At 63.0% G+C, this 25,330-nt stretch carries 19 protein-coding genes and 5 tRNA genes; 20 read left to right on the plus strand and 4 right to left on the minus strand.

The window, feature by feature from the left end:
* Positions 1-4 precede the first annotated feature (4 nt).
* Positions 5-2,074, minus strand: coding sequence for a methionine--tRNA ligase (metG, locus tag JJB74_RS19640; protein WP_200594679.1), 2,070 nt, complete (start codon positions 2,072-2,074; stop codon positions 5-7).
* Positions 2,075-2,192: 118 nt separating this feature from the next.
* On the opposite strand from metG, the gene gltX reads away from it, so the two are divergent.
* The 14 genes from gltX (at position 2,193) to ugpQ (ending at position 13,306) form a co-directional block, all read left to right on the plus strand.
* On the plus strand, positions 2,193-3,620 hold the full coding sequence (gene gltX, locus JJB74_RS19645; protein WP_407672386.1) for a glutamate--tRNA ligase: 1,428 nt from the start codon (positions 2,193-2,195) through the stop codon (positions 3,618-3,620).
* Positions 3,621-3,779: 159 nt separating this feature from the next.
* Entirely contained in the window at positions 3,780-5,351 is a 1,572-nt protein-coding gene (locus tag JJB74_RS19650; protein WP_200594683.1) for an ATP-binding protein, read from the plus strand.
* A gap of 65 nt (positions 5,352-5,416) precedes the next feature.
* Positions 5,417-5,492 (plus strand) — tRNA-Ala (locus JJB74_RS19655).
* A gap of 52 nt (positions 5,493-5,544) precedes the next feature.
* Positions 5,545-5,620, plus strand: a tRNA-Glu gene (locus JJB74_RS19660).
* Positions 5,621-6,164: 544 nt separating this feature from the next.
* Positions 6,165-6,240 (plus strand) — tRNA-Ala (locus JJB74_RS19665).
* Between the two features lie 47 nt (positions 6,241-6,287).
* Positions 6,288-6,363: transfer RNA gene (locus JJB74_RS19670), tRNA-Glu, on the plus strand.
* A gap of 37 nt (positions 6,364-6,400) precedes the next feature.
* Positions 6,401-6,476, plus strand: a tRNA-Glu gene (locus JJB74_RS19675).
* 231 nt (positions 6,477-6,707) lie between these two features.
* A complete protein-coding gene (locus tag JJB74_RS19680; RefSeq protein WP_234484326.1) occupies positions 6,708-7,640 on the plus strand; it encodes a diacylglycerol/lipid kinase family protein in 933 nt (310 codons plus the stop codon).
* Positions 7,637-8,473, plus strand: a complete 837-nt coding sequence (locus JJB74_RS19685; protein WP_200594687.1) for a metallophosphoesterase family protein — start codon at positions 7,637-7,639, stop codon at positions 8,471-8,473. The genes JJB74_RS19680 and JJB74_RS19685 overlap by 4 nt, the downstream gene beginning before the upstream one ends.
* A 15-nt stretch (positions 8,474-8,488) precedes the next feature.
* On the plus strand, positions 8,489-9,421 hold the full coding sequence (locus JJB74_RS19690; RefSeq protein WP_200594690.1) for a DUF808 domain-containing protein: 933 nt from the start codon (positions 8,489-8,491) through the stop codon (positions 9,419-9,421).
* A 265-nt stretch (positions 9,422-9,686) separates the two neighbouring features.
* Positions 9,687-10,571: a sn-glycerol-3-phosphate ABC transporter permease UgpA gene (gene ugpA / locus JJB74_RS19695; RefSeq protein WP_200594692.1), complete on the plus strand. Its 885-nt coding sequence runs from the start codon at positions 9,687-9,689 to the stop codon at positions 10,569-10,571.
* Positions 10,568-11,419, plus strand: a complete 852-nt coding sequence (gene ugpE / locus JJB74_RS19700; RefSeq protein WP_200594694.1) for a sn-glycerol-3-phosphate ABC transporter permease UgpE — start codon at positions 10,568-10,570, stop codon at positions 11,417-11,419. Before ugpA ends, ugpE begins: the two co-directional genes overlap by 4 nt.
* A gap of 15 nt (positions 11,420-11,434) precedes the next feature.
* Entirely contained in the window at positions 11,435-12,508 is a 1,074-nt protein-coding gene (locus JJB74_RS19705) for a sn-glycerol-3-phosphate import ATP-binding protein UgpC (RefSeq protein ID WP_200594696.1), read from the plus strand.
* 24 nt (positions 12,509-12,532) lie between these two features.
* The gene (gene ugpQ, locus JJB74_RS19710) at positions 12,533-13,306 is read left to right on the plus strand and encodes a glycerophosphodiester phosphodiesterase (protein ID WP_200594698.1); all 774 of its coding nucleotides are present in this window, start codon (positions 12,533-12,535) and stop codon (positions 13,304-13,306) included.
* Positions 13,307-13,457: 151 nt separating this feature from the next.
* Here the strand turns inward: ugpQ and JJB74_RS19715 are convergent, their stop codons facing one another.
* Positions 13,458-14,306, minus strand: a complete 849-nt coding sequence (locus tag JJB74_RS19715; protein ID WP_200594700.1) for an endonuclease/exonuclease/phosphatase family protein — start codon at positions 14,304-14,306, stop codon at positions 13,458-13,460.
* 266 nt (positions 14,307-14,572) lie between these two features.
* Between JJB74_RS19715 and JJB74_RS19720 the strand changes: the two genes are divergently transcribed.
* The 3 genes from JJB74_RS19720 to JJB74_RS19730 all read left to right on the plus strand — a co-directional run bounded on the left by JJB74_RS19720 (position 14,573) and on the right by JJB74_RS19730 (position 18,682).
* Positions 14,573-16,039 carry an iron-containing redox enzyme family protein gene (locus tag JJB74_RS19720; RefSeq protein ID WP_200594702.1) on the plus strand — a complete coding sequence of 489 codons (1,467 nt, stop codon included), beginning with the start codon at positions 14,573-14,575 and terminating at the stop codon, positions 16,037-16,039.
* 88 nt (positions 16,040-16,127) lie between these two features.
* Positions 16,128-16,742 (plus strand): regulatory protein RecX, encoded by a 615-nt coding sequence (locus tag JJB74_RS19725; RefSeq protein WP_200594704.1) that lies wholly within the window; start codon positions 16,128-16,130, stop codon positions 16,740-16,742.
* 404 nt (positions 16,743-17,146) lie between these two features.
* Positions 17,147-18,682 carry an ankyrin repeat domain-containing protein gene (locus JJB74_RS19730; RefSeq protein WP_200594706.1) on the plus strand — a complete coding sequence of 512 codons (1,536 nt, stop codon included), beginning with the start codon at positions 17,147-17,149 and terminating at the stop codon, positions 18,680-18,682.
* A 149-nt stretch (positions 18,683-18,831) separates the two neighbouring features.
* On the opposite strand, the gene JJB74_RS19735 is transcribed toward JJB74_RS19730, so the two are convergent.
* Together JJB74_RS19735 and JJB74_RS19740 are read right to left on the minus strand one after the other, a co-directional pair.
* Positions 18,832-20,247, minus strand: a complete 1,416-nt coding sequence (locus tag JJB74_RS19735; protein WP_200594708.1) for an amidase — start codon at positions 20,245-20,247, stop codon at positions 18,832-18,834.
* 92 nt (positions 20,248-20,339) lie between these two features.
* A complete protein-coding gene (locus JJB74_RS19740) occupies positions 20,340-20,753 on the minus strand; it encodes a hypothetical protein (RefSeq protein ID WP_200594710.1) in 414 nt (137 codons plus the stop codon).
* Between the two features lie 219 nt (positions 20,754-20,972).
* Here JJB74_RS19740 and JJB74_RS19745 point away from each other — a divergent pair, with 219 nt between their 5' ends.
* The 3 genes from JJB74_RS19745 (at position 20,973) to JJB74_RS19755 (ending at position 25,250) form a co-directional block, all read left to right on the plus strand.
* A complete protein-coding gene (locus JJB74_RS19745; protein ID WP_200594712.1) occupies positions 20,973-21,413 on the plus strand; it encodes a YsnF/AvaK domain-containing protein in 441 nt (146 codons plus the stop codon).
* Between the two features lie 58 nt (positions 21,414-21,471).
* Positions 21,472-22,917 carry a YsnF/AvaK domain-containing protein gene (locus tag JJB74_RS33325; RefSeq protein ID WP_234484333.1) on the plus strand — a complete coding sequence of 482 codons (1,446 nt, stop codon included), beginning with the start codon at positions 21,472-21,474 and terminating at the stop codon, positions 22,915-22,917.
* Positions 22,918-23,138: 221 nt separating this feature from the next.
* Positions 23,139-25,250 carry a diguanylate cyclase domain-containing protein gene (locus JJB74_RS19755; RefSeq protein WP_234484348.1) on the plus strand — a complete coding sequence of 704 codons (2,112 nt, stop codon included), beginning with the start codon at positions 23,139-23,141 and terminating at the stop codon, positions 25,248-25,250.
* Positions 25,251-25,330 lie beyond the last annotated feature (80 nt).

The raw sequence follows: 25,330 nt of genomic DNA on the forward strand, positions 1-25,330 counted from the left end.
CGTATCAGCGGATGCGCATGCCCGGTTCAGCGCCGGGCCAGGGATTGAGGATGTAGATGCCGGGATTGGCCTTTTCATCGGCGGCCGACGCAGCCAGCACCATGCCTTCGGATACGCCGAACTTCATCTTGCGCGGCGCCAGGTTGGCCACCAGCACCGTCAGCTTGCCGACCAGGTCTTCCGGCTTGTAGGCCGACTTGATGCCGGAAAACACGTTGCGATGCCGGCCTTCGCCGACATCCAGCGTCAGGCGCAGCAGCTTGTCCGAGCCCTCGACAGTTTCGCAATTGACGATGCGGGCGATGCGCAGGTCGACCTTGGCGAAGTCGTCGATGGTGATCTGCGGTGCCAGCGCTTCGATGTCGGTGGATGCGGCTTCCTTGGCGGCAGCGGCAGGAGCGGAAGGAGCGGCCGGCGGCTCGAACAGCGCATCCAGCATTTTCGGCTCGACCCGGGTCATCAGGTGCGCATACGGATTGATGCGGTGGCCGGCGGCGAGCGGCTGGCCGACATCGCTCCACTGCAGCGGCGCGATGTTGAGCAGCGCTTCGACCTGGGTCGCCAGTTGCGGCAGCACTGGCTTCAGATAGATGGTGAGAATGCGGAAGGCTTCCATCAGCAGGCTGCAGACTTCCTGCAGCTTCTGGCCATTTTCCGGATTCTTCGCCAATTCCCACGGCTTGTTCGCATCGACATAGGCATTGACCGCGTCGGCCAGCTCCATCACCGCGCGCAGCGCCTTGCCGTACTCGCGCGCTTCATACAGCTCGCGGATTTCCGGGCCGGCGGCGCGCAGGCGCTCGAGCACCGGTTCCGGAGCCTTGTTCCATTCCGCGCTGATGCGGCCTTCGAAACGCTTGGTAATGAAGCCGGCGGCGCGGCTGGCGATATTCACATACTTGCCGATCAGGTCGCTGTTGACCCGGGCGATGAAGTCTTCCGGGTTGAAGTCCACGTCCTCGACCTTGGCCGACAGCTTGGCCGCGATGTAATAGCGCAGCCATTCCGGGTTCATGCCGATTTCCAGGTAGCGCAGCGGCGAGATGCCGGTGCCGCGCGACTTCGACATTTTCTCGCCGGACACCGTGATGAAGCCGTGCACGAAAACATTGTCCGGCGCGCGGAAACCCGAGAACTTCAGCATCGCCGGCCAGAACAGCGTGTGGAAATAGGTGATGTCCTTGCCGATGAAATGGTATTGCTCAGTCGCCGGATCGGCCATGAAGGCGTCGAAGTCGCGGCCGGTCTTGTTGAAATAATTCTTCAGCGAGGCGAGATAGCCGATCGGCGCATCCAGCCAGACATAGAAGTACTTGCCCGGCGCATCCGGAATCTCGATGCCGAAATACGGCGCGTCGCGCGAGATGTCCCAGTCTCCGAGGCCGTTGTCGCCTTCCAGCCATTCGCGAGCCTTGTTCGCCACCTCCGGCTGCAGCCGCTTGCCGTCCAGCGCCCATTCGCGCAGGAAGTCCACGCAGCGCGGATCGGACAGGCGGAAGAAGAAATGCTCGGACGACTTCATCACCGGCGTGGCGCCGGTCAGCGTCGAATACGGGTTGATCAGCTCGGTGGCCGCATACACCGCGCCGCAGACTTCGCAGGAATCGCCATACTGGTCCTTCGCATGGCAGCGCGGGCACTCGCCCTTGATGTAGCGGTCCGGCAGGAACATGGACTTCACCGGATCGAAGAACTGCTCGATGGTCTTCACCGAGATCAGCTGCGCGTCATCGCGCAGGCGGCGGTAGATCTCCCTCGACAGCTCATGGTTTTCCGGGCCGTCGGTGGAATGCCAGTTGTCGAAGGCGATGTGGAAGCCGTCGAGATACTGCTTGCGGCCGGCGGCGATATTGGCCACGAACTGCTGCGGCGACACGCCGGCTTTCTCGGCCGCGATCATGATCGGCGCGCCATGGGCATCGTCGGCGCCGACGAAATTCACCTCGTTGCCCTGCATCCGCTGGAACCGCACCCAGATGTCGGCCTGGATGTATTCCATGATGTGGCCGATATGGAAGGCGCCATTGGCATAGGGCAGGGCGGTGGTGACGAAGAGCTTGCGCGGCTGATTCATAGAAGAGGAAATCGGATGCGGAAAGGGAAACGCGCATTTTAGCAGCGGCGGCGGGCGAGGGCTGCGGCGGGCTCGCCTGCTGTTCTGCGCCACGCCTGAACAGGGTTGCCAAGTTAGAATGGCGCTTTTTTCTCCTGCCGCATCCCGCCAAGCCATGACCGTACGCACCCGTTTCGCTCCCAGCCCGACCGGCTATCTCCACCTCGGCGGCGCCCGCACCGCGCTGTTTTCCTGGGCCTATGCCCGACGCTTCGGCGGCGTGTTCATCCTGCGCATCGAAGATACCGACCTGGAGCGCTCCACGCCGGAAGCGGTGCAGGCGATTCTGGACGGCATGCAGTGGCTGGGCCTGGAGCACGACGAAGGCCCGTTCTACCAGATGCGGCGCATGGACCGTTACCGCGAGGTGATAGGGCAGATGCTGCAGGAAGGCAGCGCCTATTACTGCTACTGCACGCCCGCGGAAGTCGAAGCGATGCGCGAGCGCCAGCGCGCCGCCGGCCAGAAGCCGCGCTACGACGGCACCTGGCGGCCCGAGCCGGGCAAGACGTTGCCAGCCATTCCCGAGGGCGTGAAGCCGGTGGTGCGCTTCCGCAATCCGCTTGACGGCGACGTCGCCTGGGAAGATGCGGTCAAGGGCCTGATCACGATCGGCAACCGCGAACTCGACGACCTGATCATTGCGCGCTCGGACGGCACGCCGACCTACAACTTCTGCGTCGTCGTCGACGACTGGGACATGAAGATCACCCACGTGATCCGCGGCGACGACCATGTGAACAACACGCCGCGCCAGATCAACATCCTGAAAGCCCTGGGCGCGACGCCGCCGATCTACGGCCATGTGCCGATGATCCTCGGAGCCGACGGCGAAAAGCTGTCCAAGCGCCACGGCGCGGTCAGCGTGATGGAATACCCGGCCCAGGGCTATCTGCCCGAGGCGATGCTGAACTACCTCGCGCGCCTGGGCTGGAGCCATGGCGATGAGGAAATCTTCAGCGTCGAGCAGTTCTGCAAATGGTTCGACCTGGACCACCTGACCAAGTCGCCGGCGCAGTTCAACCCGGAAAAGCTGGCCTGGCTGAACAACCACTACATCAAGGCCGCTGACAATGCGCGCCTGGCGCAGCTTGCGCAACCGCAGCTCGAGCGCGACGGCGCGGTGTTCGAAGGCGCGCCGCCGCTGGAGGCGGTGATTGGCCTGATGAAGGAGCGCGCCAGCACCATCGTCGAGCTGGCCGATGCGGCGATGCTGTTCTACCGCCAGCCGCAGCCGGATGCGGCGCTGCTGGCCCAGCATCTGACAGAGGCGGTGCGCCCGGCGCTGGCCGACTATGCGGCGCGCATCGCCACGGTGGCCTGGGACCGCGCCGCGCTGTCGGCGATGCTCAAGGAAGTGCTGGCCGCGCACAAGCTGAAGATGCCGCAGTTGGCGATGCCGCTGCGCCTGCTGCTGACCGGGCAATTGCAGACGCCGTCCATTGATGCGGTGGTGGAGTTGTTTGGGCGGGATGTTGTGGCGGGGCGGCTTGCTGCGCATCTCTGAACGCCGGAAAGGGCAGATGCGGGCGGTGGAACCGCTGTCCGCATGGACACAATAATCACATCTCGTTTGATTCGCGCGATAAGCGGATTTATGGCAGAGTTAGGTCGCGTCCGGTAACAATCAACCGTCACGCGCACCAAACACAAAGACAAGGCTGCCATGAAAAAGCCAAGCAAGGAGACACTGGCGACGCTGGATCGGCGCAATGAACTGGAAATCTATCGCCGCATCTTCTACGCCTCGCCGGATTACATCGCCTTCAGTCGTCTGTCCGACGGCGTGTTCATCGACGTCAACCCGGGATTCGAGCGCCTGCTCGGCTTGAAGCGCGAGGACGTGATCGGGCGCACTTCCTTCGAAGTCGGCATCTGGCCGGATGACGGCGGCGAACAGCGCCGCGCCTATGCCGCGCAACTGCTGCGCGAGCGCATGGTGCGCGACTATCCCGGGCAACTGCGCACCTCGAGCGGCACGATCATCGATGTCGAAGCCTCGGCCAATATCGTCGAGATCGATGGCGAGGACGTGCTCATTGCCATCGTGCGCGACGTCACCGAAAGAAAGCGCGCCGCCGAAGCGCTGCGCGAGGCGGACCGGCGCAAGGATGAGTTCCTTGCGATGCTCGCCCATGAATTGCGCAACCCGATTGCGCCGATCAGCGCTGCAGCGGAATTGCTGAAATCGGTGGAGCTCGATCGGGAGCGCGTCTTGCAAATCGGGCAGATGATCGGCAGGCAGGCGTCGCACATGGCTGGCCTGGTAGACGATCTGCTTGATGTGTCGCGCGTGACCCGCGGACTCATCAAACTCGACATACAGACTTGCGACCTGCATGAACTGGTGGATGAAGCCATCGAGCAGGCGCGCTCGCTGATTGCGTCGCGCCATCATCTATTGACCGTCAGAACGGAATCGGGCCCGACGTGGATACGCGCCGACCACTCCCGCGTAGTGCAGGTCATCGTCAACCTGCTCAACAACGCCGCGAAGTACACGCCCGACGGCGGCAGCATCGCGCTGCGTATCCGTTATGAAGGCGGAATGGTCGCGCTGTCCATCGCGGACAATGGCATCGGCATCGCGCCGCCGCTGCTGCCGCATGTGTTCGAACTGTTCACCCAGGCGGAGCGCTCGCCGGACCGCTCGCAGGGCGGCCTGGGGCTGGGCCTGGCGCTGGTGAAGAACCTGGTCGAATTGCATGGCGGTCGCGTTGAGGTGGCCAGCACCGGGGCAGGGCAGGGAAGTTGCTTCACGGTCCGGCTGCCCGCGCTGATGGAAGCCAGCGATGCCCGCCCGAAGCCTGTGCCGGCGGATCGTCGCACCGGCGAACTTGGCGGTATGACTGTCATGGTGGTCGATGACAACGTCGACGCCGCCGATACGCTGGCATCGCTGCTGCAGGGATGCGGATGCGCGGTGACGGTGTGCTACGACGCCCGTGCCGCGATGGCAGGCTTGTCGGAGGGCGTGCCGCAAGCCTGCATCCTGGACATTGGTCTGCCTGAAATCGATGGTTATGCACTGGCGCGCCATGTACGCGCACAGCCCGGCGGTAATGATTGCCTGTTGCTCGCGCTGAGCGGATACGGCCAGCCTTCCGACCGTATCAAGGCCGAGGCGGCGGGATTCGATCACTACCTGGTCAAGCCGGCGCGGCTTGATGAACTCGCTGGATTGCTTGCCGCAAAGTCGTGCAGCCGGACTGCATTGAAACTTGTCGGTGGGGCGTAAATCGAAATGCAAATCCCGATTTGTGTTTTGCGGAAAGCCTTTGCTATAATTCGCCGCCTGTTCGGGGGGGTATAGCTCAGCTGGGAGAGCGCTTGCATGGCATGCAAGAGGTCAGCGGTTCGATCCCGCTTACCTCCACCAGCGTTTCACATGGGTGTGGTGAAGCGTTGCGGAACGGGAAGGACAGATCATTGTCCCCTTCGTCTAGAGGCCTAGGACATCACCCTTTCACGGTGAGTACAGGGGTTCGAATCCCCTAGGGGACGCCAAATAAAAAAGGACGCGAAAGCGTCCTTTTTTATTTGGCGTCCCCGTAAAGCGATGCGCCTGCGCGCATCGCGGGGGCTGAGGCCAGGGTTTCGCGGAGCACTGCTCCGCGCTGGCTGAAGCGTAGCGCCCTGCAGGGCGCTACGTGGAGAACGGCTGGCCTTGCAAGGCCAGCCGTGGGTGGTCGATGAGGGGCAAACTCAACGGCCCCACGGTAAGAGCGAAAGCGTCCTTTTTTATTTGGATGAGGCCGGGGTTTCGCGGAGCACTGCTCCGCGCCGGCCGAATCGAAGCGCCATGCAAGGCGCGACGTGGATGATCGAAGAAGGGCAGAGCAAGCAGAACGAATCGGAGCGCCATGCAAGGCGCGACGTGGATGCTCGAAGAAGGGCAGAGCAGGCAGAAGGCATCGAAGCGCCCTACAAGGCACGACGCACAACCCATCCGCGTGGGCTTTGCCCACCCTACAACCCGTCGCTCGCACCCATCCGCAAATCGATTTGCAACCCTGGAATTGTTAGGCTACAATCGCGCTTCTTCGCACAGGGGGGTATAGCTCAGCTGGGAGAGCGCTTGCATGGCATGCAAGAGGTCAGCGGTTCGATCCCGCTTACCTCCACCAAGTGAAGTAATGCTGCAGTTTGGCATGGCCAGTATGGACAGTTACTTGTCCCCTTCGTCTAGAGGCCTAGGACATCACCCTTTCACGGTGAGTACAGGGGTTCGAATCCCCTAGGGGACGCCAGCTTTACCGGGGTTTCAGAAGAGCCTCGCATTTCACTGTCCCCTTCGTCTAGAGGCCTAGGACATCACCCTTTCACGGTGAGTACAGGGGTTCGAATCCCCTAGGGGACGCCAAATGAAAAAGAGGAACGCGAAAGCGTTCCTCTTTTTTTTTCCACTTGCAAATCTGTCTCGACCAGCATGCAAGAATCTGCATCGTCCTGCCGCATCTTTCGTCTTTGCCTGCCATACCCTCCCAGAAATCCTGCCCTCTATCCATTCCCGATGTGACCTGGCAGACAGAAACTGTCACACAGTCCGCTGTACCGTCGAGCTTCATCCCTCATGGGAAAGGAGATGCCATCCATGTCGCAGCCGCTGTTCATCCTTCAGAATGCCGCCTCAGGCAAGCACCGCATTCGCGAAGTCCACGCCGCGCTGGAGCGAGTTCTGGGCGGCGCGCGGCGAGAGTATCAATTGACCCTGGTGCGCCACCGGCGTGAACTCGGTAATGCCGTACGATCGGTTCTGCAGCGTGCCACCGAGCGCGAGGGCGCGATCGTGGTTGCAGGCGGCGATGGCACGATCAACACCGTAGCCAACGCGGTGCTTCCTACCGGACTGCCTTTCGGCGTGCTGCCCCAGGGCACCTTCAACTATTTCGGCCGCTCGCATGGCATTCCCGAGGACACTGACGCCGCGGTACGACTACTGCTGAGCGCGAAGCCGCAGCCGGTGCAGGTCGGTTTGGTCAACGACAGGGTGATCCTGGTGAACGCGAGCCTCGGCCTGTACCCGAAACTGCTGGAGGACAGGGAAACCGCAAAACGGGAATTCGGCCGCAGCCGTGTCGTTGCCTACCTGTCCGGCTTGATCGGTTTGCTGCGCGAGCGTAATGCGCTGCAGCTGCAAATGGAAACTCGTGGACGTCGCATCCTGATGAAAACACCGACACTGTTCATCGGCAACAACCGATTGCAGATGGAAAGCCTGGGCATGCGCGAAGCCCCGGACATCGGCACCGGGCGCATGGTCGCGCTGGCGCTGCGTCCAGTAGGGCGCATGAGCCTGCTGAAGCTGGCGCTTTTCGGCGCACTCGGCAGCCTGGGCAGCGCAAGGGAAGTCCTGAGCTTCGGCACCGACGCGCTGACGGTGCGCCATGAAGGGCGCGATGCGCATCCGATCAAGCTCGCGGTGGATGGCGAGATCCTGCAGCTGCAGCCGCCGCTGCGTTTCGAGGTGTCGTCGCAGCCGCTGTATCTGCTCAAGCCCCTGCCGGCGCATTGCGACGCGCAATGAGCCTGATCATCCAGATTTCCGATACGCATTTCGGCACCGAGCAACTCCCGGTGCTGCAAGCGCTGCGGGATTGCATACGCGAGCAGGCGCCGCAGTTGCTGGTGCTCTCCGGCGACATCACGCAGCGGGCGCGCCGCAGCCAGTTCGCCGCGGCGCGCGCCTTCATCGACAGCCTGCCTGCGATACCGCTGCTGGCGCTGCCCGGCAACCACGACATCCCGCTGTTCAATGTCGCGGCTCGCATGCTGGCGCCGTATGCGGGCTATCGCGCTGCGTTCGGCAACGCTCTCGAACCGGAATTCGAGAGCACCGATCTGCTCGCGCTCGCGGTCAACACCACCCGGCCATACCGCCACGCCGATGGTGAAGTCTCTAAGCAGCAGATCGAGCGCGTGGCGCGGCGATTGGCGCTTGCCAAGCCACGGCAGTTGCGGCTGGTGGTCACCCATCAGCCCATCTGCGTGACTCGACCCGAGGACCACAAGAACCTGCTGCACGGCCATCTGCCCGCGATGCGGCGCTGGGCCGAGGCCGGCGCGGATTGCGTGCTCGGCGGTCATATCCATCTGCCCTATGTGTGTGCGCTGCATGAAGCCGGACATGGCCTGGCGCGCCGCATCTGGGCCGTGCAGGCCGGCACAGCGCTCTCATCGCGCGTCCGGCACGGCGCGCCGAACTCGATCAATCTGATCCGTCATGCGCGCAACGACATGACCTGCACCGTCGAACGCTGGGACTTCGATAGCGCAACGCAGCGCTTCGTCCCGGTGACGCAGCACCGACTCGATCTGGACCGCGGCAACATGCCGCAGCAAGTGGCAACAAGTGAATAACAAGGAGGGTAGTCCATGGCGGTAAGCAATCTGCTGGCATTGATCGACGACATTGCCGGTGTGCTCGACGATGTGTCGCTGATGGCGAAGGTCGCGGCGAAAAAGACCACAGGCGTGCTCGGCGACGATCTTGCGCTGAATGCGCAGCAAGTCACTGGCGTGAACGCCGATCGCGAACTGCCGGTGGTGTGGGCCGTGGCCAAGGGCTCGCTGAGGAACAAGGCGATCCTGGTGCCGGCGGCGCTGGCCATCAGCGCCTTCGCGCCCTGGCTGGTCACGCCCTTGCTGATGCTGGGCGGCGCCTATCTGTGCTTCGAGGGCTTTGAAAAACTGGCGCATCGTTTCCTGCCGCATGCGGCGGATGAAGAGACGAAGAAACTCGAAGCCGCGTTGGCCGACCCCTCGGTCGACATGCTTGCAATCGAGAAGGACAAGATCAGCGGCGCGGTAAGGACCGACTTCATCCTGTCGGCCGAGATCATCGCCATTACACTCGGCACCGTCGCTGGCGCGGCGCTGTCCACGCAGATTGTGGTGATGGTCGGCATTGCGATCCTCATGACCATAGGCGTGTACGGCTTCGTCGCGGCGATCGTGAAGCTCGATGATGCCGGCCTGTATCTCAGCCGCCGTCGCGGCGAGGGCGGGGCGCGCTTGCTGCGCGCGGTCGGCGCGGCCCTGCTCAGTTTTGCGCCGTGGCTGATGAAGCTGCTGTCGGTGGCCGGAACCGCGGCGATGTTCATGGTCGGCGGCGGCATCCTGGTGCATGGCTTGCCGCCGCTCGGCCGGCTCTTGCATGGCGCGAAGCATCATGTCGATGCGCTGCCCGGCATCGGCAATCTGCTCGGCTCACTGGTGTCGGTCGGCGGCAATGTGATCGTCGGCGTGATCGCGGGCGGTATCGTGATGGCTCTTGTAGCAATCGGCAAGCGTTTGTTCGCGCGGTGAATCCGCGCGCAGGGTGGGCGCGAGCCCACGCGTTTCGGTTGTGCGAGCAGACGCGTGGGCTCGCGCCCACCCTACGAATGCTCACGCGCAAGCAGAGTTTGTATTCTGGACTCCGCCGGCAAGCACTTCGAAGTGTCATACCTTGCGCGACGCGATTGCACCGTCAGGTTTCGTCAGTTATATTTCGGCAACTCCGCGACACGAGCAAGCCTTCCTGCGCGGTCATGCTCCCAGCCGGCCGGCACCGGCGCCAACCGCTATTCCGATGGAAAAACGCGCCCGCTTCCGCTCTGCCTGGCTGCCTTATGCGCTGATTGCGCCGCAGATCATCGTTTCCCTGCTGTTCTTCTTCTGGCCCGCCGCGCAGGCGCTGTATCAATCGGTGCTGCTGCAGGATGCCTTCGGCGGCAGCACGCAATTCGTCGGCATGGAGAACTTCGCCGCGCTCTGGCATGACGACAACTATCTGCAATCTTTCCGCACCACCGCGGTGTTTTCGGTTTCGGTAGCAGTGCTGGGCATGTCGATCTCGCTGATGCTCGCAGCCTTCGCCGACCGCATCGTGCGCGGCTCGGCGATTTATCGCAGCTTCCTGATCTGGCCGTATGCGGTGTCGCCGGTCGTGGTCGGCGTGTTGTGGATGTTCCTGCTCAGCCCGACATTGGGACTTCTCACCCATGCGCTGCGCGCCGTCGGCATCGAATGGAACCACACGATGAATGGCACGCAGGCCATGCTGCTGATCGTGATCGCGGCGACCTGGAAGCAGATCAGCTACAACTTCCTGTTCTTCCTTGCCGGCCTGCAGGCGATACCGAAATCGCTGATTGAAGCCGCGGCCATCGATGGCGCCGGTCCGGTGCGGCGCTTCTTCACGATCGCGTTTCCGCTGCTGTCGCCGACCACCTTCTTCCTGCTCGTCATCAACATCGTCTATGCCTTTTTCGATACCTTCGGCATCATCGAAGCGACCACCTCGGGCGGGCCGGGCAAGGATACCGAGATCCTGGTGTACAAGGTGTTCCAGGATGGCTTCAAGGGCGGCGACTTCGGCGGCTCGGCCGCGCAGTCGGTGATCCTGATGACAGTGGTCATCCTGCTGACCGTGATCCAGTTCCGCTACGTTGAAAGAAAGGTGCAGTACGCATGATAGAAAAGCGTCCCGGGCTCGATCTGCTGTCCCACCTGGTGCTGCTGCTGGGTGTGCTGATCGTCGCCTTTCCGGTGTATGTCGCCTTCATCGCCAGCACCCAGACCGCGGAACAGGCCACGGCTTCGCCGCTGTCGCTGGTGCCTGGCACACAGATGCTGCACAACTATGCGCAGGTGCTCGGTTCCGGCGCATCCGGCAATACCGCGGTGGCATCGGTCGGCCGCATGATGTGGGTCACGCTGCTCTCGGCACTGATGATCGCCTTCGGCAAGATCGCGATCTCGATGCTCTCGGCCTTCGCGCTGGTCTATTTCCGCTTTCCGGGGCGCGGCCTGTTCTTCTGGATGATCTTCATCACGCTGATGCTTCCGGTGGAAGTGCGCATCACGCCGACCTACCAGGTGGTGTCCGACCTCGGCATGCTCAACAGTTACGCCGGTCTATCGATACCGCTGATGGCCTCAGCCACCGCGACCTTCCTGTTCCGGCAATTCTTCCTGACAGTACCCGATGAGCTGGCCGAGGCCGCGCGCATCGATGGCGCCGGGCCGATGCGTTTCTTCATCGATGTGCTGTGGCCGCTGTCGCGCACCAATCTGCTGGCGCTGTTCGTGATCATGTTCATCTATGGCTGGAACCAGTATCTGTGGCCGCTGTTGATCGCCACCGATGAAAGCATGTACCCGATCGGCATCGGCATTCGTCGCCTGATCACCGGCGGGGACGCGGCCATCGAATGGAACCTGGTGATGGCCACGCTGATGCTGGCGATGCTGCCGCCCGGACTGGTAGTGGTCGTGATGCAGCGCTGGTTCGTCAAGGGCCTGGTCGACTCGGAAAAATAGAAAGCGGGAACAAGCATGGCGCAGGTGCATCTGAAGGACATCAGGAAGAGTTACGGCCGCGGTGCGAAGGCGGTCGATGTGATCCACGGCATCGATGTCGATATCGCCGACGGCGAATTCATCGTGCTGGTCGGACCAAGCGGCTGCGGCAAGTCGACGCTGCTGCGCATGGTTGCCGGACTGGAGGAAGTCACCGGCGGCGACATCGTCATCGGCGAGCGCGTGGTCAATGCGCTCGAGCCCAAGGACCGCGACATTGCGATGGTGTTTCAGAACTACGCGCTGTATCCGCACATGAGCGTGTACGACAACATGGCTTACGGCTTGAAGATCCGCAAGTTCACCAAGTCCGACATTGATACGCGGGTGCAGAAGGCGGCGAAGATCCTGGAACTAGGCGCGCTGCTGCAGCGCACGCCGCGCCAGCTTTCCGGCGGCCAGCGCCAGCGCGTGGCGATGGGACGTGCCATCGTGCGTGAGCCGGCGGTGTTCCTGTTCGACGAACCGCTGTCGAATCTCGATGCGAAACTGCGGGTGCAGATGCGGCTGGAGATCCAGAAGATGCATCGCGCGCTCGGCACCACCAGCCTGTATGTGACGCATGACCAGGTCGAGGCAATGACCCTGGGCCAGCGCATGATCGTGATGAACGCCGGGCGCGCCGAACAGATCGGCACGCCGGCGGAAGTGTATGCGCAGCCGGCCACTACGTTTGTCGCCAGCTTCATCGGCTCGCCGCCGATGAATTTGCTGCCGGGCCGGGTGGAGGCGGGCGGCGCGCGTTTCCTGCTCGACGGCGATGCGATCGCGCTGCCTGCGGGCGAGGCGCCGCGTGGCGTATCCGAGTGCATCCTCGGCGTGCGGCCCGAGCATCTGATATTGGGCCGCCCCGGCATGAACATCGATGTCGAGATGGTCGAAGCGCTGGGCGCGGACCTGCTGGTGCACGGCCGCGTCGGCGGCCAGGCGCTGGTGCTGCGCGCACCGGCCGATGCGAAGGTTGCCAGCGGTGAACGGGTGTCGGCCGGCTTCGATGCGGCAGCCCTGCACTGGTTCGATGCCGCCAGCAGCCGCCGCATCGGTAGCTGAAACGCAGCACAAGGAGACCAAACCATGTGGACTTATCCGTATCGGATCGCCGCGCATCGCGGCGGCGGCACGCTGGCGCCGGAAAACACCATCGCCGGCTTGCGCGCCGGCTTCGAGCGCGGCTTTCGCGCGGTCGAATTCGATGTGATGCTGTCAGTCGACCATGTGCCTGTGCTCATGCACGACCCGGCTTTCGGCCGCACCGTGCCGGGCAGCGGCAATGTCGCCGAAACCAGCGCCAAGCTGCTGGCGAGCATGGATGCGGGGAGCTGGTTCTCGCCGGCGTTTGCCGGCGAACCGGTACCGCGCTTTGCCGAGGCGATCGACTTCTGCTTTGCCAACCGCATCTGGATGAACGTGGAAATCAAGCCGGCGCCGGGGCATGCAATCGAGACCGGGCGCATCGCCACGGCCACGCTGCAGCGCGCGCTGGCGGCATTGGGCGCGCAGGCCGCGGCCGGTCGCGACGAGCCGGATGCGCTGGTGCCGCTGATCTCATCCTTCTCGCATGAGGCCTTGCGCGCGGCACATGAAGTCGCGCCGGAGATACCGCGCGCGCATTTGTTTTCCGCAGTGCCGGAAGACTGGCGTGAGCGCATGCGCGCCATCGACGCGGTCGCGCTGCACACCAGCCATGCGAAGCTCACGCCCGAGCTGGCAAGGGAAATCAAGGATGCCGGGTATGCGCTGTTCTGCTACACGGTCAATGAGCCGGAACGGGCGCGGGAATTGTTCAGCTGGGGCGTAGATGCGCTCTGCACCGACCGCATCGATCTGATCGGGCCGGATTTCGTTTGAGGGTTGAAGACCCGTAAATATGCGTAGGTTGGGCTGACGAAGGAAGCACAACATGCTCGCGGCTCGCGGAAGCCCGATGTTGGGCTTGCCAGCCCAACCTACGCAGCTACGCAGCCTAAGCTCCGAAGAGGCATCGATCCGCCGCTGCCCGCTACTCCAGCCGGATCATCACCGGCTGATGATCCGAAGCTTTGATTTGTCCATCCACCTTCACATCCACGATCCGGGGCGCGAGATCCCGCGTGACATAGATGAAATCGCTCGTATAGGCTTCGGGCCATTGCTCGCGGTCCCATACGCCCAGCGTCGGCGGATGCGGTACGCCGGGCCAGCGGCTTTCCCAGGCATCAATAAACGGCTGCGCGCCATCGCCGAAGGGCAATTGCATATGCCGGTGCAGCGCATCGCTCGGCTTGTAATTGAAGTCGGCGGTGAGAATCGCCGATGCCGGGCGGGGCAGACTCTGGAACGTGCCTTCAGAAGTGTCGAAAGGAAAGAAGTGCCGCGACTGTGCGCAGGCTTCCGCCTGAATTGCGCGCACCGCTTCGACCTGCGCGGTGCGTTGCGCGGCCGAATAGTATTCGAGATGCGTCGTCATCACGCGCACGAGCCCGAACGGCGCTTCAATCACGGCTTCGAGCAGCATGCGTCCCATGGTTTGCGTGCTCGCATCGGCCGGCGCCGGCAGCGAGTGCCGGAACACCTGACGCACCGGGAGCCGCGACAGGATCATGTTGCCGAAGCGTTTGCGCGACCCGTCCAGGGCCGGCAGATCAATGCCATAGCCATTGAAGGCCAGATAACCGGGCAGCAGCTCGGCCAGCATGCGGAACTGATCTTCTCCGCTTGAACCATCGAGCGCTGGAAAGTTGTCCGCCACTTCCTGCAGGCATAGCACATCGAAGTCAGCCAGCTTGCGCGCCTCATCGACGATGCGTTGCAGATCGACACGACCATCGCAGCCGCGTCCCCACTGAATGTTCCAGGTGATCAACTGCATCGCATCCTCCTGCATAGGGCAGTCCTGGGATCAATACCGTTTCCGGGATCGTTCGACTTAAGAGAGCACTGCAAGGCGAACAATTCCGCTTGCCGCGCCGCAATCGGAAAACTGCGCATCGCGCGTGTAGGCATCGTCCGACCCTGTTTGGCGAAGTACGCCGATTGTTGCTGCATGTCTTCCTCACCATAATTCGGTTACTGTTTGTCGATAAATACAGCCGGCGGGAAATATTCCGGCGCACATGCAACCGCGGAACACACACCATGTTGAGTCCAAGCCTGTCGAAAGCCTTGCCCGAAGCCCTGCAATGCCTGTCGCTGTCCACGCCGGAACGCGCCAGCGATGCGCCTTCGCGCGATGTGTACTTTGCACTGCTGCGGGAAGATCCCGAGCCTTCCGCGTTGCACAGCGCCGTCGAATACCTGGAGCGGCAGCTCGAGCTGGCCGATGCGCTGCCCTGTGACCTGCCGGCCGATCCGGCCGACATCCCGGAATGGATATTGGGCAGTACCCAGCAGGTAGGGCGTCAGTATCGCGAATACCTGGCGGCACGCCGCAATGGCGCGCCGCGCGCCTATTTCTCCGGCAAGGCGCATGCACTGCACTTTCTCAAAGGCGTGGCGCCGACCAAGCTGGTCGATGGCGCCTGGCTGTATGGATTGACGCGGCGCTGGAACGATGCACGTCTGTTGCCGCTGATCCGTATTTATCTTGAGGAACTGGGCAATGGCGTGCCTGAACGCAACCATGTGCTGCTGTTCAAGCGTCTGCTGGCCGCGCATGGCTGCGAACGTTGGGAAGCGCTGCCCGAAGCCAACTTCGTGCAGGGTGCGATTCAGCTGGCGCTGGCACAGCATGCGGAACGCTTCCTGCCCGAAATCATCGGTTTCAATCTCGGCTACGAGCAGTTGCCGCTGCATCTCCTAATCTGCGCCTATGAACTCGACGAGCTCGGCATCGACCCGATGTATTTCACGCTGCATGTCACCGTCGACAATGCCGACAGCGGCCATGCGCGCAAAGCCCTGGATGGCCTGCTCGAAATGATGCCGCGCATAGGCGATCGTTCCGATTTTCTTGCGCGAGTGGCGCGCGGCTACAAGCTCAACATGCTGGGCGCGAGCACGAATTCGGTCATCCGCGAATTCGATCTGCAGCGCGAAGTCGAAGCGATACTTGCCGCGAAGAGCCAGGTCGGCCGCGAGGCGCATTCCGATTACTGCCGCATCGCCGGACGCACCGTCAACGATTGGCTGGCCGAACCGCAGCAGGTGCCGGCCTTCCTCGAGGCGCTGCAGCAGCACGGCTGGATCCGGCGTAACGAGGACCCGCAGCAGAGCCGCTTCTGGCGCTTGATCGATGGACCCGGCGCACGCATGTTCGGCGTATTCACCGGCTATGAAATGACGGCCATCCGCGAGTGGATCGCCGGCGACTGGCAAGGCGCGCCACGCGAACTGAGCTTCCGCGCGCGTTCGCGCATGCTGGAACAGCCAACGACGCCGGCCAATGCGCGCGCGCGCGGCGTGTTGAGGTCACGCGGCCAGCGTGCGCCGGCCACTGCGGTGGATGAATTCAGCGCCGAGCTGCGCCTCCTGGAAGACCGGCTGGCCGAGATGGAAAGCCGCGAGGAACGCATGGACCTGCTGTCGCGGCTGATGGCGCCGGCCTTGCACCATGGCGCGGCGGGCTTGATGGCCACGCGCATTTACAGCGGCATGCTGGCCTGAAACCTGTTTGCAGCGCCAGGCAGGGCAACCAATGCCTGCGAGCCGATGCAGTATGATCGCGCATCGCTTTTCCACCGGGATGTACGCCATGCCTATCAACAATCGCAACTCCGGCCGTCCCGAAGCCTTGCCGGACAATGGCGAGGAGGGCAGGGAAAGCGCCGCGCCCGAGATCACCCGCACATCCGATCGGCGCAGGCGCAAGGGCTCCGAAGCCGAAGCCGGCCGCGACAAGCCGCAGCAATCGGCCAAGGCCTATGCGGTATCGCTGCTGGCGCGCCAGGACTACAGCGCCGCGACGCTGCGTTCCCGCCTCGAGCGCCGCGGCTATGCAGCGGATGAGATCGAGGATGCGATGGCCTTCGTCATCGGCAACAACTACCAGAACGACGAGCGCTTCGCCGAGCTGCGTTCACGCGGCATTGCCAAGCGCGCGGGCAATATGCGTATCGAGATGACGCTGCGGCAAAAGGGCATCGACGCCGATATGGCGAAGGAACAGGTGCGCCAGCTTGAACCGGAAGAAGAGCGGGTGATTCATGCGGCGGCGAAGTTCAAGACGCAGTTGCAGAAGACCGGCATGACGCCGGAATTGAAAATGAAGATTTACCGCTTTCTGGCCTACCGCGGTTTCTCGGCGAAAGCGATTCGCGTGGCGATCGAGTCGCTGGGGCAGGATGCGAATTGGGTTGAGGATGCCTGAAGCTGCGGCGTGACCCTCTTGCGTGACCCTCTGACCAGACCCGCCGCCTTCCCGCCTTCGCAAGCCTGCGTGATCATGGCGCGCGCACGTTCACGTTCCTGCCTTTTCCTTCCTTTCCCCTCTGCAAACCCTGGATGCTCCTCGCGAGCCGTGTATGCATCGATTTCCTGCAGCGCCGGCTGATGCATCGGGCAGCGCAATTCTGCAGGCGGTCGTGTTCATGCACATCAGCCGTCAGCGGTGCGGGCATGTCCGGTATCTGATCAATAGCCGCTGTTCGATATCCGTTTGTTAAACCTTGTTCGCCCTTCTGAACCGTCGAGGTCGTATTGCCACGAACGGTCGCCTGATTTGCTGCATGGCCATATCCATCCTCGCTGTCGCGATCCCAAGGAAAACAACTTATGGACTCTTCGTATTCCCTTACGCCCAACTCTTCGATTCATCCGCAGTCCGAAACATTCACCAACGTGCGCACCGCGCCGCTGCACAAAAACCCCGCTTCGGTCGGCCCTGCGGCGGCAAGCGCAAGCCTGATAACGGACGTGCCCACCAGCATGGTGGCAACGCCCGGCAAGATGCCGACATTGCACTCGCGGCCGTCGCTGCCGGACAGCGGTGCAACTAACTCACCTTCACCATCGTCGTCAACGCCGGCATCTGCCGCGTCCACATCCGATGCGACGAGCGATGCGAGCCCCGCGCATATGCAAGCGCTCAGCGCTGAAGAGCAGGCCAGGGATGCAAAGCTGCTGGAACGTTTGCTGAACAGCTGGCTGCCGGCAAGCGCTAGACAGGGGCAATGGCAACAAACTATTAAAGCGTGGGATTTGCTAACTTTCATGGCCGATGACGGAAAGGTTGAATACGTGCAGGCGCTCGTTCGTGCTGGTGTTGACCCGCGCGCATTTTCCTCCGCCGGCTATAACGTTTTGAACTATTCAGTAGCGCGGAACGGCAACATCGCCATGTTGCGGGAGTTGGTTAGGCTGGGCGCCCAAGTGAATGCTCCCCACTGGCATGGGGAAACGCCGCTGATGGCGGCTGCAGACGCCCGCAATGTTGTCATGCTGAGGGAGATGGTGGCATTGGGCGCGCAAATGGAAGCTGTCGACGAGAAGGGCGAAACGGTGTTGCTGCGTGCAATCCAAAACAATGATGTTGGAGTCGTACGGGCATTGGTGGAATTAGGTGCAAGCTTGCATGCAGCCAATGCAAAAGGCGAGACTGCGCTGATGCTTGCGGCCGGAACCGGACGAACGGAAATCGTTCTGGAGCTGATAGGAACGCAGGCATGCAAGAATGCAGCGCCTACGGAAAAGGAGGCTGCGTTGATCGCTGCCGCTGCGAACGGTCACGTTGCAACGGTACGAGCACTCGTGAAGGAAGGCGTTTCGGTCAATGCACGCGGTCATTACGGCAAGAGCGCACTGTCGCATGCAGCCTTCAACGGCGATCTCGCGATGATGGAGGCGCTACTGGAACTGAACGCCGATCTGGGCATCGTCAATGGTGCGGGCATGAACGTATTGATGATTGCTGCCAGGGAAGGCCAAACCGCCATGGTGTTGGCACTGAGCAAACGCGGTCTCGAGGTGAATGCATCGGACCTGGATGGTCGAACTGCGTTGATGTGGTCAGCCCACCGCGGTCAAACCAACACGGTAGAGCAGCTGGTGCGTCTGGGAGCGGCTCCGGACGCTTCCAATAAAAACGGCGCTACCGCGCTGATGCATGCCGCCGCGGCAGGCCATCTCTCGACGGTGCGTGCGCTGGTGCGTCTGGGCGCCAGCGTGGACCAGGTTGACTGCGAAGGCTCTGCTGCACTGGCACACGCGTTCTTTCAAGGTAAAACCGAGGTGATGCAAGCACTGTGGGAGCTGGGCTCGCAAGAGAATGGGGCTTACATGGAGATGATCAACTCGACGCGGGCGAGCTGACAACCCTGCGATTGGTCCAGCGTCCATTGGTCCGCCTTCCACTCGTGCGCCCGAGCCAATCGGTCCGCCCGATCGGTCCACCCAAGCGCTGCCATCGATTACTCCCCGCAGCATCGCCTGGTGCGCCGCGCATCGCCCTGCACCAGGCATCACAGATCAAGCCTCGGCCTGACACGCCCCGTGCCATTCACCGCCTCGAACGCCCCCGCCATGCGCAGCAACTCCCATTCGCCGCGATGCCGTCCGATGAGCTGTATGCCCACCGGCAAGCCGCCTGCGGTGAAGCCGGCCGGCACCGACATGGCCGGGTGCGTGGTGACGCTGACGAGATAGCACGAGCGCATCCAGTCGATGTAATTCTCCATCTTCACGCCGGCAATCTCGTCTACATAAGGCTGGTCGATATCGAATGGCGGCACCTGGTTCACCGGCGCGACGATGGCATCGAAGGTCTCCATGAAGCGATGCATGCGGATGAACAGCGCCGTGCGCAGCTTTTCCGCGCGCGCCAACTGTGGCGCGCTCAGCTTGCGGCCGGCTTCGATGTTCCAGACCACGGTGTCCTTCAGCATGCCGGGATGCCGGTCCAGGATTGCGCCGAACTGCAGTTCGAACGCATAGGCGCGCAGTGTCATGAAGATCTCGTGCGCATCGCGAAAGTCCGGGCAGGCGTCTTCGACAATGCAGCCGAGATCCTCGAACACGCGTCGCTGCGCATCGAGCACGCGCGCGACTTCCGCATCCACCGGCAGACCGCCGAAGTCCGGGCACCAGGCGATGCGCTTGCCGCGCATGTCGGCTTCCAGCGGCGCGCGGAAGATCGCGCCATCCTCGCTGATGGATAGCGGGTCTCGCGCGTCGTAACCGGCAAGCACCGACAGGTACAGCGCAAGATCAGCCACGCTGCGCGCCATCGGCCCATTCACCGACAGACTGCCCCAGCCGTTCTGCACCGGAAATTCCGGCACCCGTCCGACCGAGGGACGCAGGCCGACGATGTTGCAGTAGTTCGCCGGGCAACGCAGCGAACCGCCCATGTCGGTGCCATCAGCCAGCGCGACCATGCCGGTGGCCAGCGCCACGGCCGAGCCGCCGGATGAGCCGCCGCAGGTCTTGCTGATGTCGTAGGGATTGCGGGTCGCGCCGAACACCGCGTTGAAGGTTTGCGAGCCGGCGCCGAATTCGGGCGTGTTGGTCTTGCCGATGCTGATCGCGCCGGCGGCCTGCTGCCGCTCCACCAGCAGTGCGCTGCGGCTCGGCACGAAATGCTCGTGCACCTTCGAGCCGAAGGTGGTGCGCATGCCCTGCGTCATGAACAGGTCCTTGTGCGCCACCGGCAAGCCGTGCAACGGACCGAGCGGCTTGCCCTGTGCCTGCGCTTCATCGGCTGCTGCCGCGGCGGCGAGCGCTTGTTCGGCATGGAGTGTAACGATCGCATTGAGCGTCGGGTTCAAGGCGTCGATGCGCGCCAGATGGGCTGCCATCGTTTCGCGCGCCGACAGGCGGCCGGCGCGGATTTCCGCCGCCATCGCGGCGGCGCTCATGTCACAGATCTCTTGATTCATCGCGCATTCCAGGCAATGCGGCGCCACGCGCCGCGGGGATGGCGACGATAACCCGGGCATTGCAGACGCGCAAGCGCGGCTCGCCAAGGACACTAGCGCCGCCAGGGATCGTCCGGCCGGCGATCCCAGCGGTCGGGGACGCCGTCACGGTCGCGGTCGTGATCGCGCCAGTCCGGTGGCGGCGGATGGCGCGGGTAGGGCGGATGCATGGGCCGCGGATAGCCGTAGCCGGGCGGCGGATAAGGATAAACATAGCCGGGCGCGGGATAGCCATAACCCGGCTGTGGATAGACCGGCGCACCGGGTGGATAGACATAGGCTGGCGGCGGCGGATCGAGAAAGCGCGGCGGCGGCGACACATAGCCTGGTGGCGGATACGGATAGCCCGGCGAAGTACCCTGCATTGCCATGGGCATGCCGGTATCGATGCGCGCCATGGCCGGCGTGCTTGCCAGCAGCACGATCGGCAGCGTCAGCCCAACGAGGGTGTTGCGCAAGCTGTTCATTGCATGTCTCCACATGTCTTCGCATGTCTGCGATCGGGGCGACCATTAAACCGCGTTTCCTCCGCCATGGCGCATCGGAGAGCGCGCATTCTGGTAACCGGATGTGTCGGTGCTGTCGAGCGTAAGAATCTGCTTACAGCGTTTGAAGCCTTCGTCTGATTACGCCGCAGCGGGAGTAGGTGAAGAATGGCCACTCTCAAGAGCTGGATGGCCACAACCATGAACGAGCAGAAAGGCAAAGCTTCCCTTCCCGGCGATGCGCCGTCCTCCGCAACCGGCGCAGAGCAGGTGTTGCCAGTGGTAGAGGAACGGCTCGAAGTGGACAAGGTCAAAGTGAACACCGGCGCAGTGCGCGTCAGGAAGATCGTGCACGAGGATGTGCAGACCTTCGACGTGCCGCTGCAGCAGGAAGAAGTCAGTGTTACCCGGGTGCCGGTCAACCGCGTCGTGGAAGGCAAGTCCGAGCCGCGGCAGGAAGGCGACACGCTGGTGATACCGGTGTTCAGGGAAGTCGTCACCACGCACCTGGTTCTCGTGGAAGAAGTGCGCATTACCACGCGCCGGGTGGCCGGAAGCAGCACGCAGCAGGCAACGGTAAGGCGGGAAGAGGCGGTCGTCGAGCGGTATGACGCAGACAGCGGAAGCTGGAAGGCTGAATAGTCGCATTGATCGCGCAAGGCAACACCCAAACGGCAATTCAACGAAAAGGAGCGACGAAATGAACCAGACAGTCATTGGCGTATTCGACACCTACAGCCACGCGGAACAGGCGCGGCAGGAATTGATCGCGCGCGGATTTTCCAGCAACGATGTGCAGGTCCAGGCTCACAGCGCGGACATCAGCGATACCACCGGCACCATGGGCACCACCAGCACCACCAGCACCACGACCACCGGTCATGACGTCGGCTTCATGGAAAGCGTGCGCAACTTCTTCGCCGACATCTTCGGTCCGGACCATGACGAGGCCGGCCATTATTCCGAGGCGGTTCGTCGCGGCGGTGCCGTGGTGGCGGTGACCGTGGACGATGAATCCCGGGTGCAGATGGCGCGCGAAGCGCTGGCAGCGGTGGGAGCGGTTGATATCGAAAAGCGCGTCGCCGAATGGCGCAGCGGCGGCTACGAGGGCTATCGCAGCGATGCCGCGCCGTACACCGCGGATGAAGTGGCGCGTGAACGCGAGCGCGTGATCCCGGTGGTCAAGGAAGAGCTTGAAGTGGGCAAGCGCCAGGTCGACCTCGGCACGGTGCGCGTCGTGGCCCGCACCCAGGAAACGCCGGTCAATGAGTCCGTGACCCTGCGCGAAGAGCATGCCAACATCGAGCGCCGCCCGGTGGACCGTCCGGCATCCGAAGCGGATCTCGCCGCGTTCCAGGACAAGACCATTGAAGTGCGCGAAACCGCGGAGAAAGCGGTGGTCAACAAGACGGCGCGTGTGGTGGAAGAAGTCGTGGTCGGCAAAACCGCCACGACCGATACGCAGAAAGTCTCGGACACCGTGCGCGAGACCGTTGTCGACGTGCAGCGCGACGGAGGCACCACCCGTTCTACTGGCATGACTGGCTCCATGTCCGGTTACGACACCGATTGGCGCAGCCATTACGACACCAACTACGCCAAGCTTGGCGGCCGCTATGAGGATTACCAACCGGCCTACCAGTACGGCTCGACGCTGGCTTCCGACAGCCGCTACCAGGGCCGTTCCTGGGATGACATTGAAACCAATGCCCGCAGCGACTGGGAAACCCGCTATCCGGGCAGCAGCTGGGAGCGTTTCAAGGCCGCGGTACGCCATGGCTGGGATCGCATGACCGGATCCAGCACCGGTTCCACCTACGGGAGCACCGGCACCACCGGTTCCTACGCCACCGGCACCGGTACCAGCACGGCCGGCATGACAGGCGCGATGTCGGGTTACGACACCGATTGGCGCAGCGACTATGACAGCAACTACGCCAGCCTCGGCGGCCGTTATGAGGACTATCAACCGGCCTACCAGTATGGTTCGACGCTGGCTTCGGACAATCGCTACCAGGGCCGTTCCTGGGACGACATTGAAACCAATGCCCGCAGCGACTGGCAGACCCGGTATCCCGGCAGCGACTGGAACCGCTTCAAGGCGGCAGTGCGTCACGGCTGGGAACGCATGACCGGCCAGCGCTGATCCTGCTCTTTCGCGCTTTCGTGATGATGCCCGCCGCCCGGCGGGCATTTTTGTTTTTGAAACGAATAATGATGCAGCGGGTATCGGGTTCCAGAAACCGATAGTCAAGGACGGGGTTGCTATAATCGCCGGCGCTTTCGGCCTTGCGCAACGGCGCTTGCCGCTTTCTCTTTCCTCCCATGCCATATACCCCCGCGCCGCATCGACCGCGACTGACGTCCATGATCACGCTGAGCATCAGTGCGACAGTGCTTGTGACCGTGCTGGCGCTGACAGGGCTGATCGACCATTTCGCCCGCAACTATGCACAGCGTCAATCGGCGGTGCGCCTGCAGCAGATCGCCTGGCAGATGCGCGATTCGCTGGACCGGCGCATGCGCGCGGCCGTCAGCGATGTGAGCTTCTTGGCGCAGTTGCCTGAAGTGCGCGACGCGCGCAGCCCGGCCGAAGCCCGCATGGCGCTGGAAAGCCTGCAGGCGACCGAACCTGATTACGCCTGGATCGGCCTGGCCCGGCCCGACGGCCTGGTATTTGCCGCCACCGGCAAGACGCTGGAAGGCGCGGATGTCAGCGGCCGCAACTGGTTCCACGATTCCAGCGGCGGCGTCAAGGTCTTCGATTACCACCCGGCCATGCTTCTGGCCGAAAAGCTCCCGCAGCACCCCGATCCCTGGCGTTTCGTCGACATTGCTTCGCCGGTCGCCGGCAGCGACGGCACGCCGCGCGGTGTTCTGGCGGTGCACCTGAGCTGGAACTGGGCGCGGCGCATGGCGCGCACGCTGCTGGCCCCAGTGCGCGACCAGTACCAGACCGAGATCTTCGTCGTCAGGGATGACGGCATGATTCTTCTCGGACCGCAAGGCATGGAGGAAAAGACCATTGCCGCGCAAAGCTTCCATGAAGCGATGGCGGGCAGGAATGGCGCCCTGGTGGAGACCGTCGATGGCCAGCGTTATCTCACGGGCTATGCCATGACCGGCGCCAACATCGAAGGGCCGAGCCTGAAATGGGCGGTGCTGGTGCGCCAGCCCTATGCGATGGCGTTGGCCGACTTCCGCGCGCTGCAGGGCACCATCGCTGCCGCCGGCATCGTACTGACGCTTCTGCTCGGCACGCTCGGCTGGCTGTTCGCGCGGCACATGGCGCGGCCGCTGCACCGTTTGTCTGTCGCCATCGAGCGGCACAGTCTGGACCGATCGGCCCGGATTCCCATCGTCAGCGACTTTCATGAAATGCATCTGCTGTCTTCCACGCTGGCCGCGAATGCCGAGCGCGAGCAGCGTCACCTGGAAGCCCTGCACGGGCTCAATGAGAGCCTGGAACGCACGGTGGGCGAGCGCACCACTGAACTTGCCGCCAAGGCCGAGCAATTGCAGCAGGCGCTGGAACGTCAGCAGCAAATCCAGTTGCAACTGCAGGAAAGCGAAGCCGAGCTGCGCGCGATGCTGCACAACGCCAACGATGCCTTCATCGCCATCGATGAGCGCGCCCTGATCCTGGAATGGAATGAACAGGCAGAACGCCTGCTCGGCTGGCGCAGGAGCGAGACCTTCGGCAAGTCGCTGCCCGAGCTGCTGCTGGTGGAGGATATGCGCGCCAGCTGGCTGAGCGAGCTCGCGCGCTTCGTGGCAAGCGGCGAATCCGAGCTGATCAACCATCGCCGGGACATGCCGGTGCTTCGCCGCGACGGCGAAGAGATCGCGGTCGAGATATCGATCGGCCATGTCCCGCGCCGCAACAGCCATCTGTTCGTTGTCTTCATGCATGACATCACCGAACGCAAGATGCTGCATGCATCGCTGGAAGGCATGGCCAATCGCGATACGCTGACCGATCTGCCGAACCGCCGCGCTCTGATGCAGACGATGCCCGAGGCTGTTGCCCGCGCACGCCGCATCGGCAAGCCGTTGGCGGTGTTCTTCCTGGATCTCGATGGTTTCAAGGGCGTCAACGACGCTTACGGCCATGACGCCGGCGACGAGCTGCTGCGCTTGCTCGCGCATCGCATCGTCGGCACGGTGCGCCGTACCGACACCGTGGCGCGGCTGGCCGGCGACGAATTCGTGGTGCTGCTGGAAATGCTGAGCAGCGCCGACGATGCGATCGAGGTGGCGGCAAAGCTGCTGGCGCAACTGCGGCAACCCTTTGTATTGCGGGCCGCAACGGTGAGCTTGAGTGGATCGATCGGCATTGCGCTGCACGAGCCGGATGCGAACGAGGCCATCGGTGCCTTGCTGTCGCGGGCCGACAGCGCGATGTACCAGGCCAAGCGCCTGGGCAAGAATTGTTATTGCGTTGCTGCGGGCGACACGGCAAATTCGCCCTCGGCATAAGCTTTCGCGAAAAAAGCCTGAAGGCAGGCGCTGCACACAGGCTAGAATTTGCGATTTCGCAATTCGCAACCATCGCCGGG

Source organism: Noviherbaspirillum pedocola (assembly GCF_016632335.1).
Lineage (GTDB): Bacteria > Pseudomonadota > Gammaproteobacteria > Burkholderiales > Burkholderiaceae_D > Noviherbaspirillum_A > Noviherbaspirillum_A pedocola.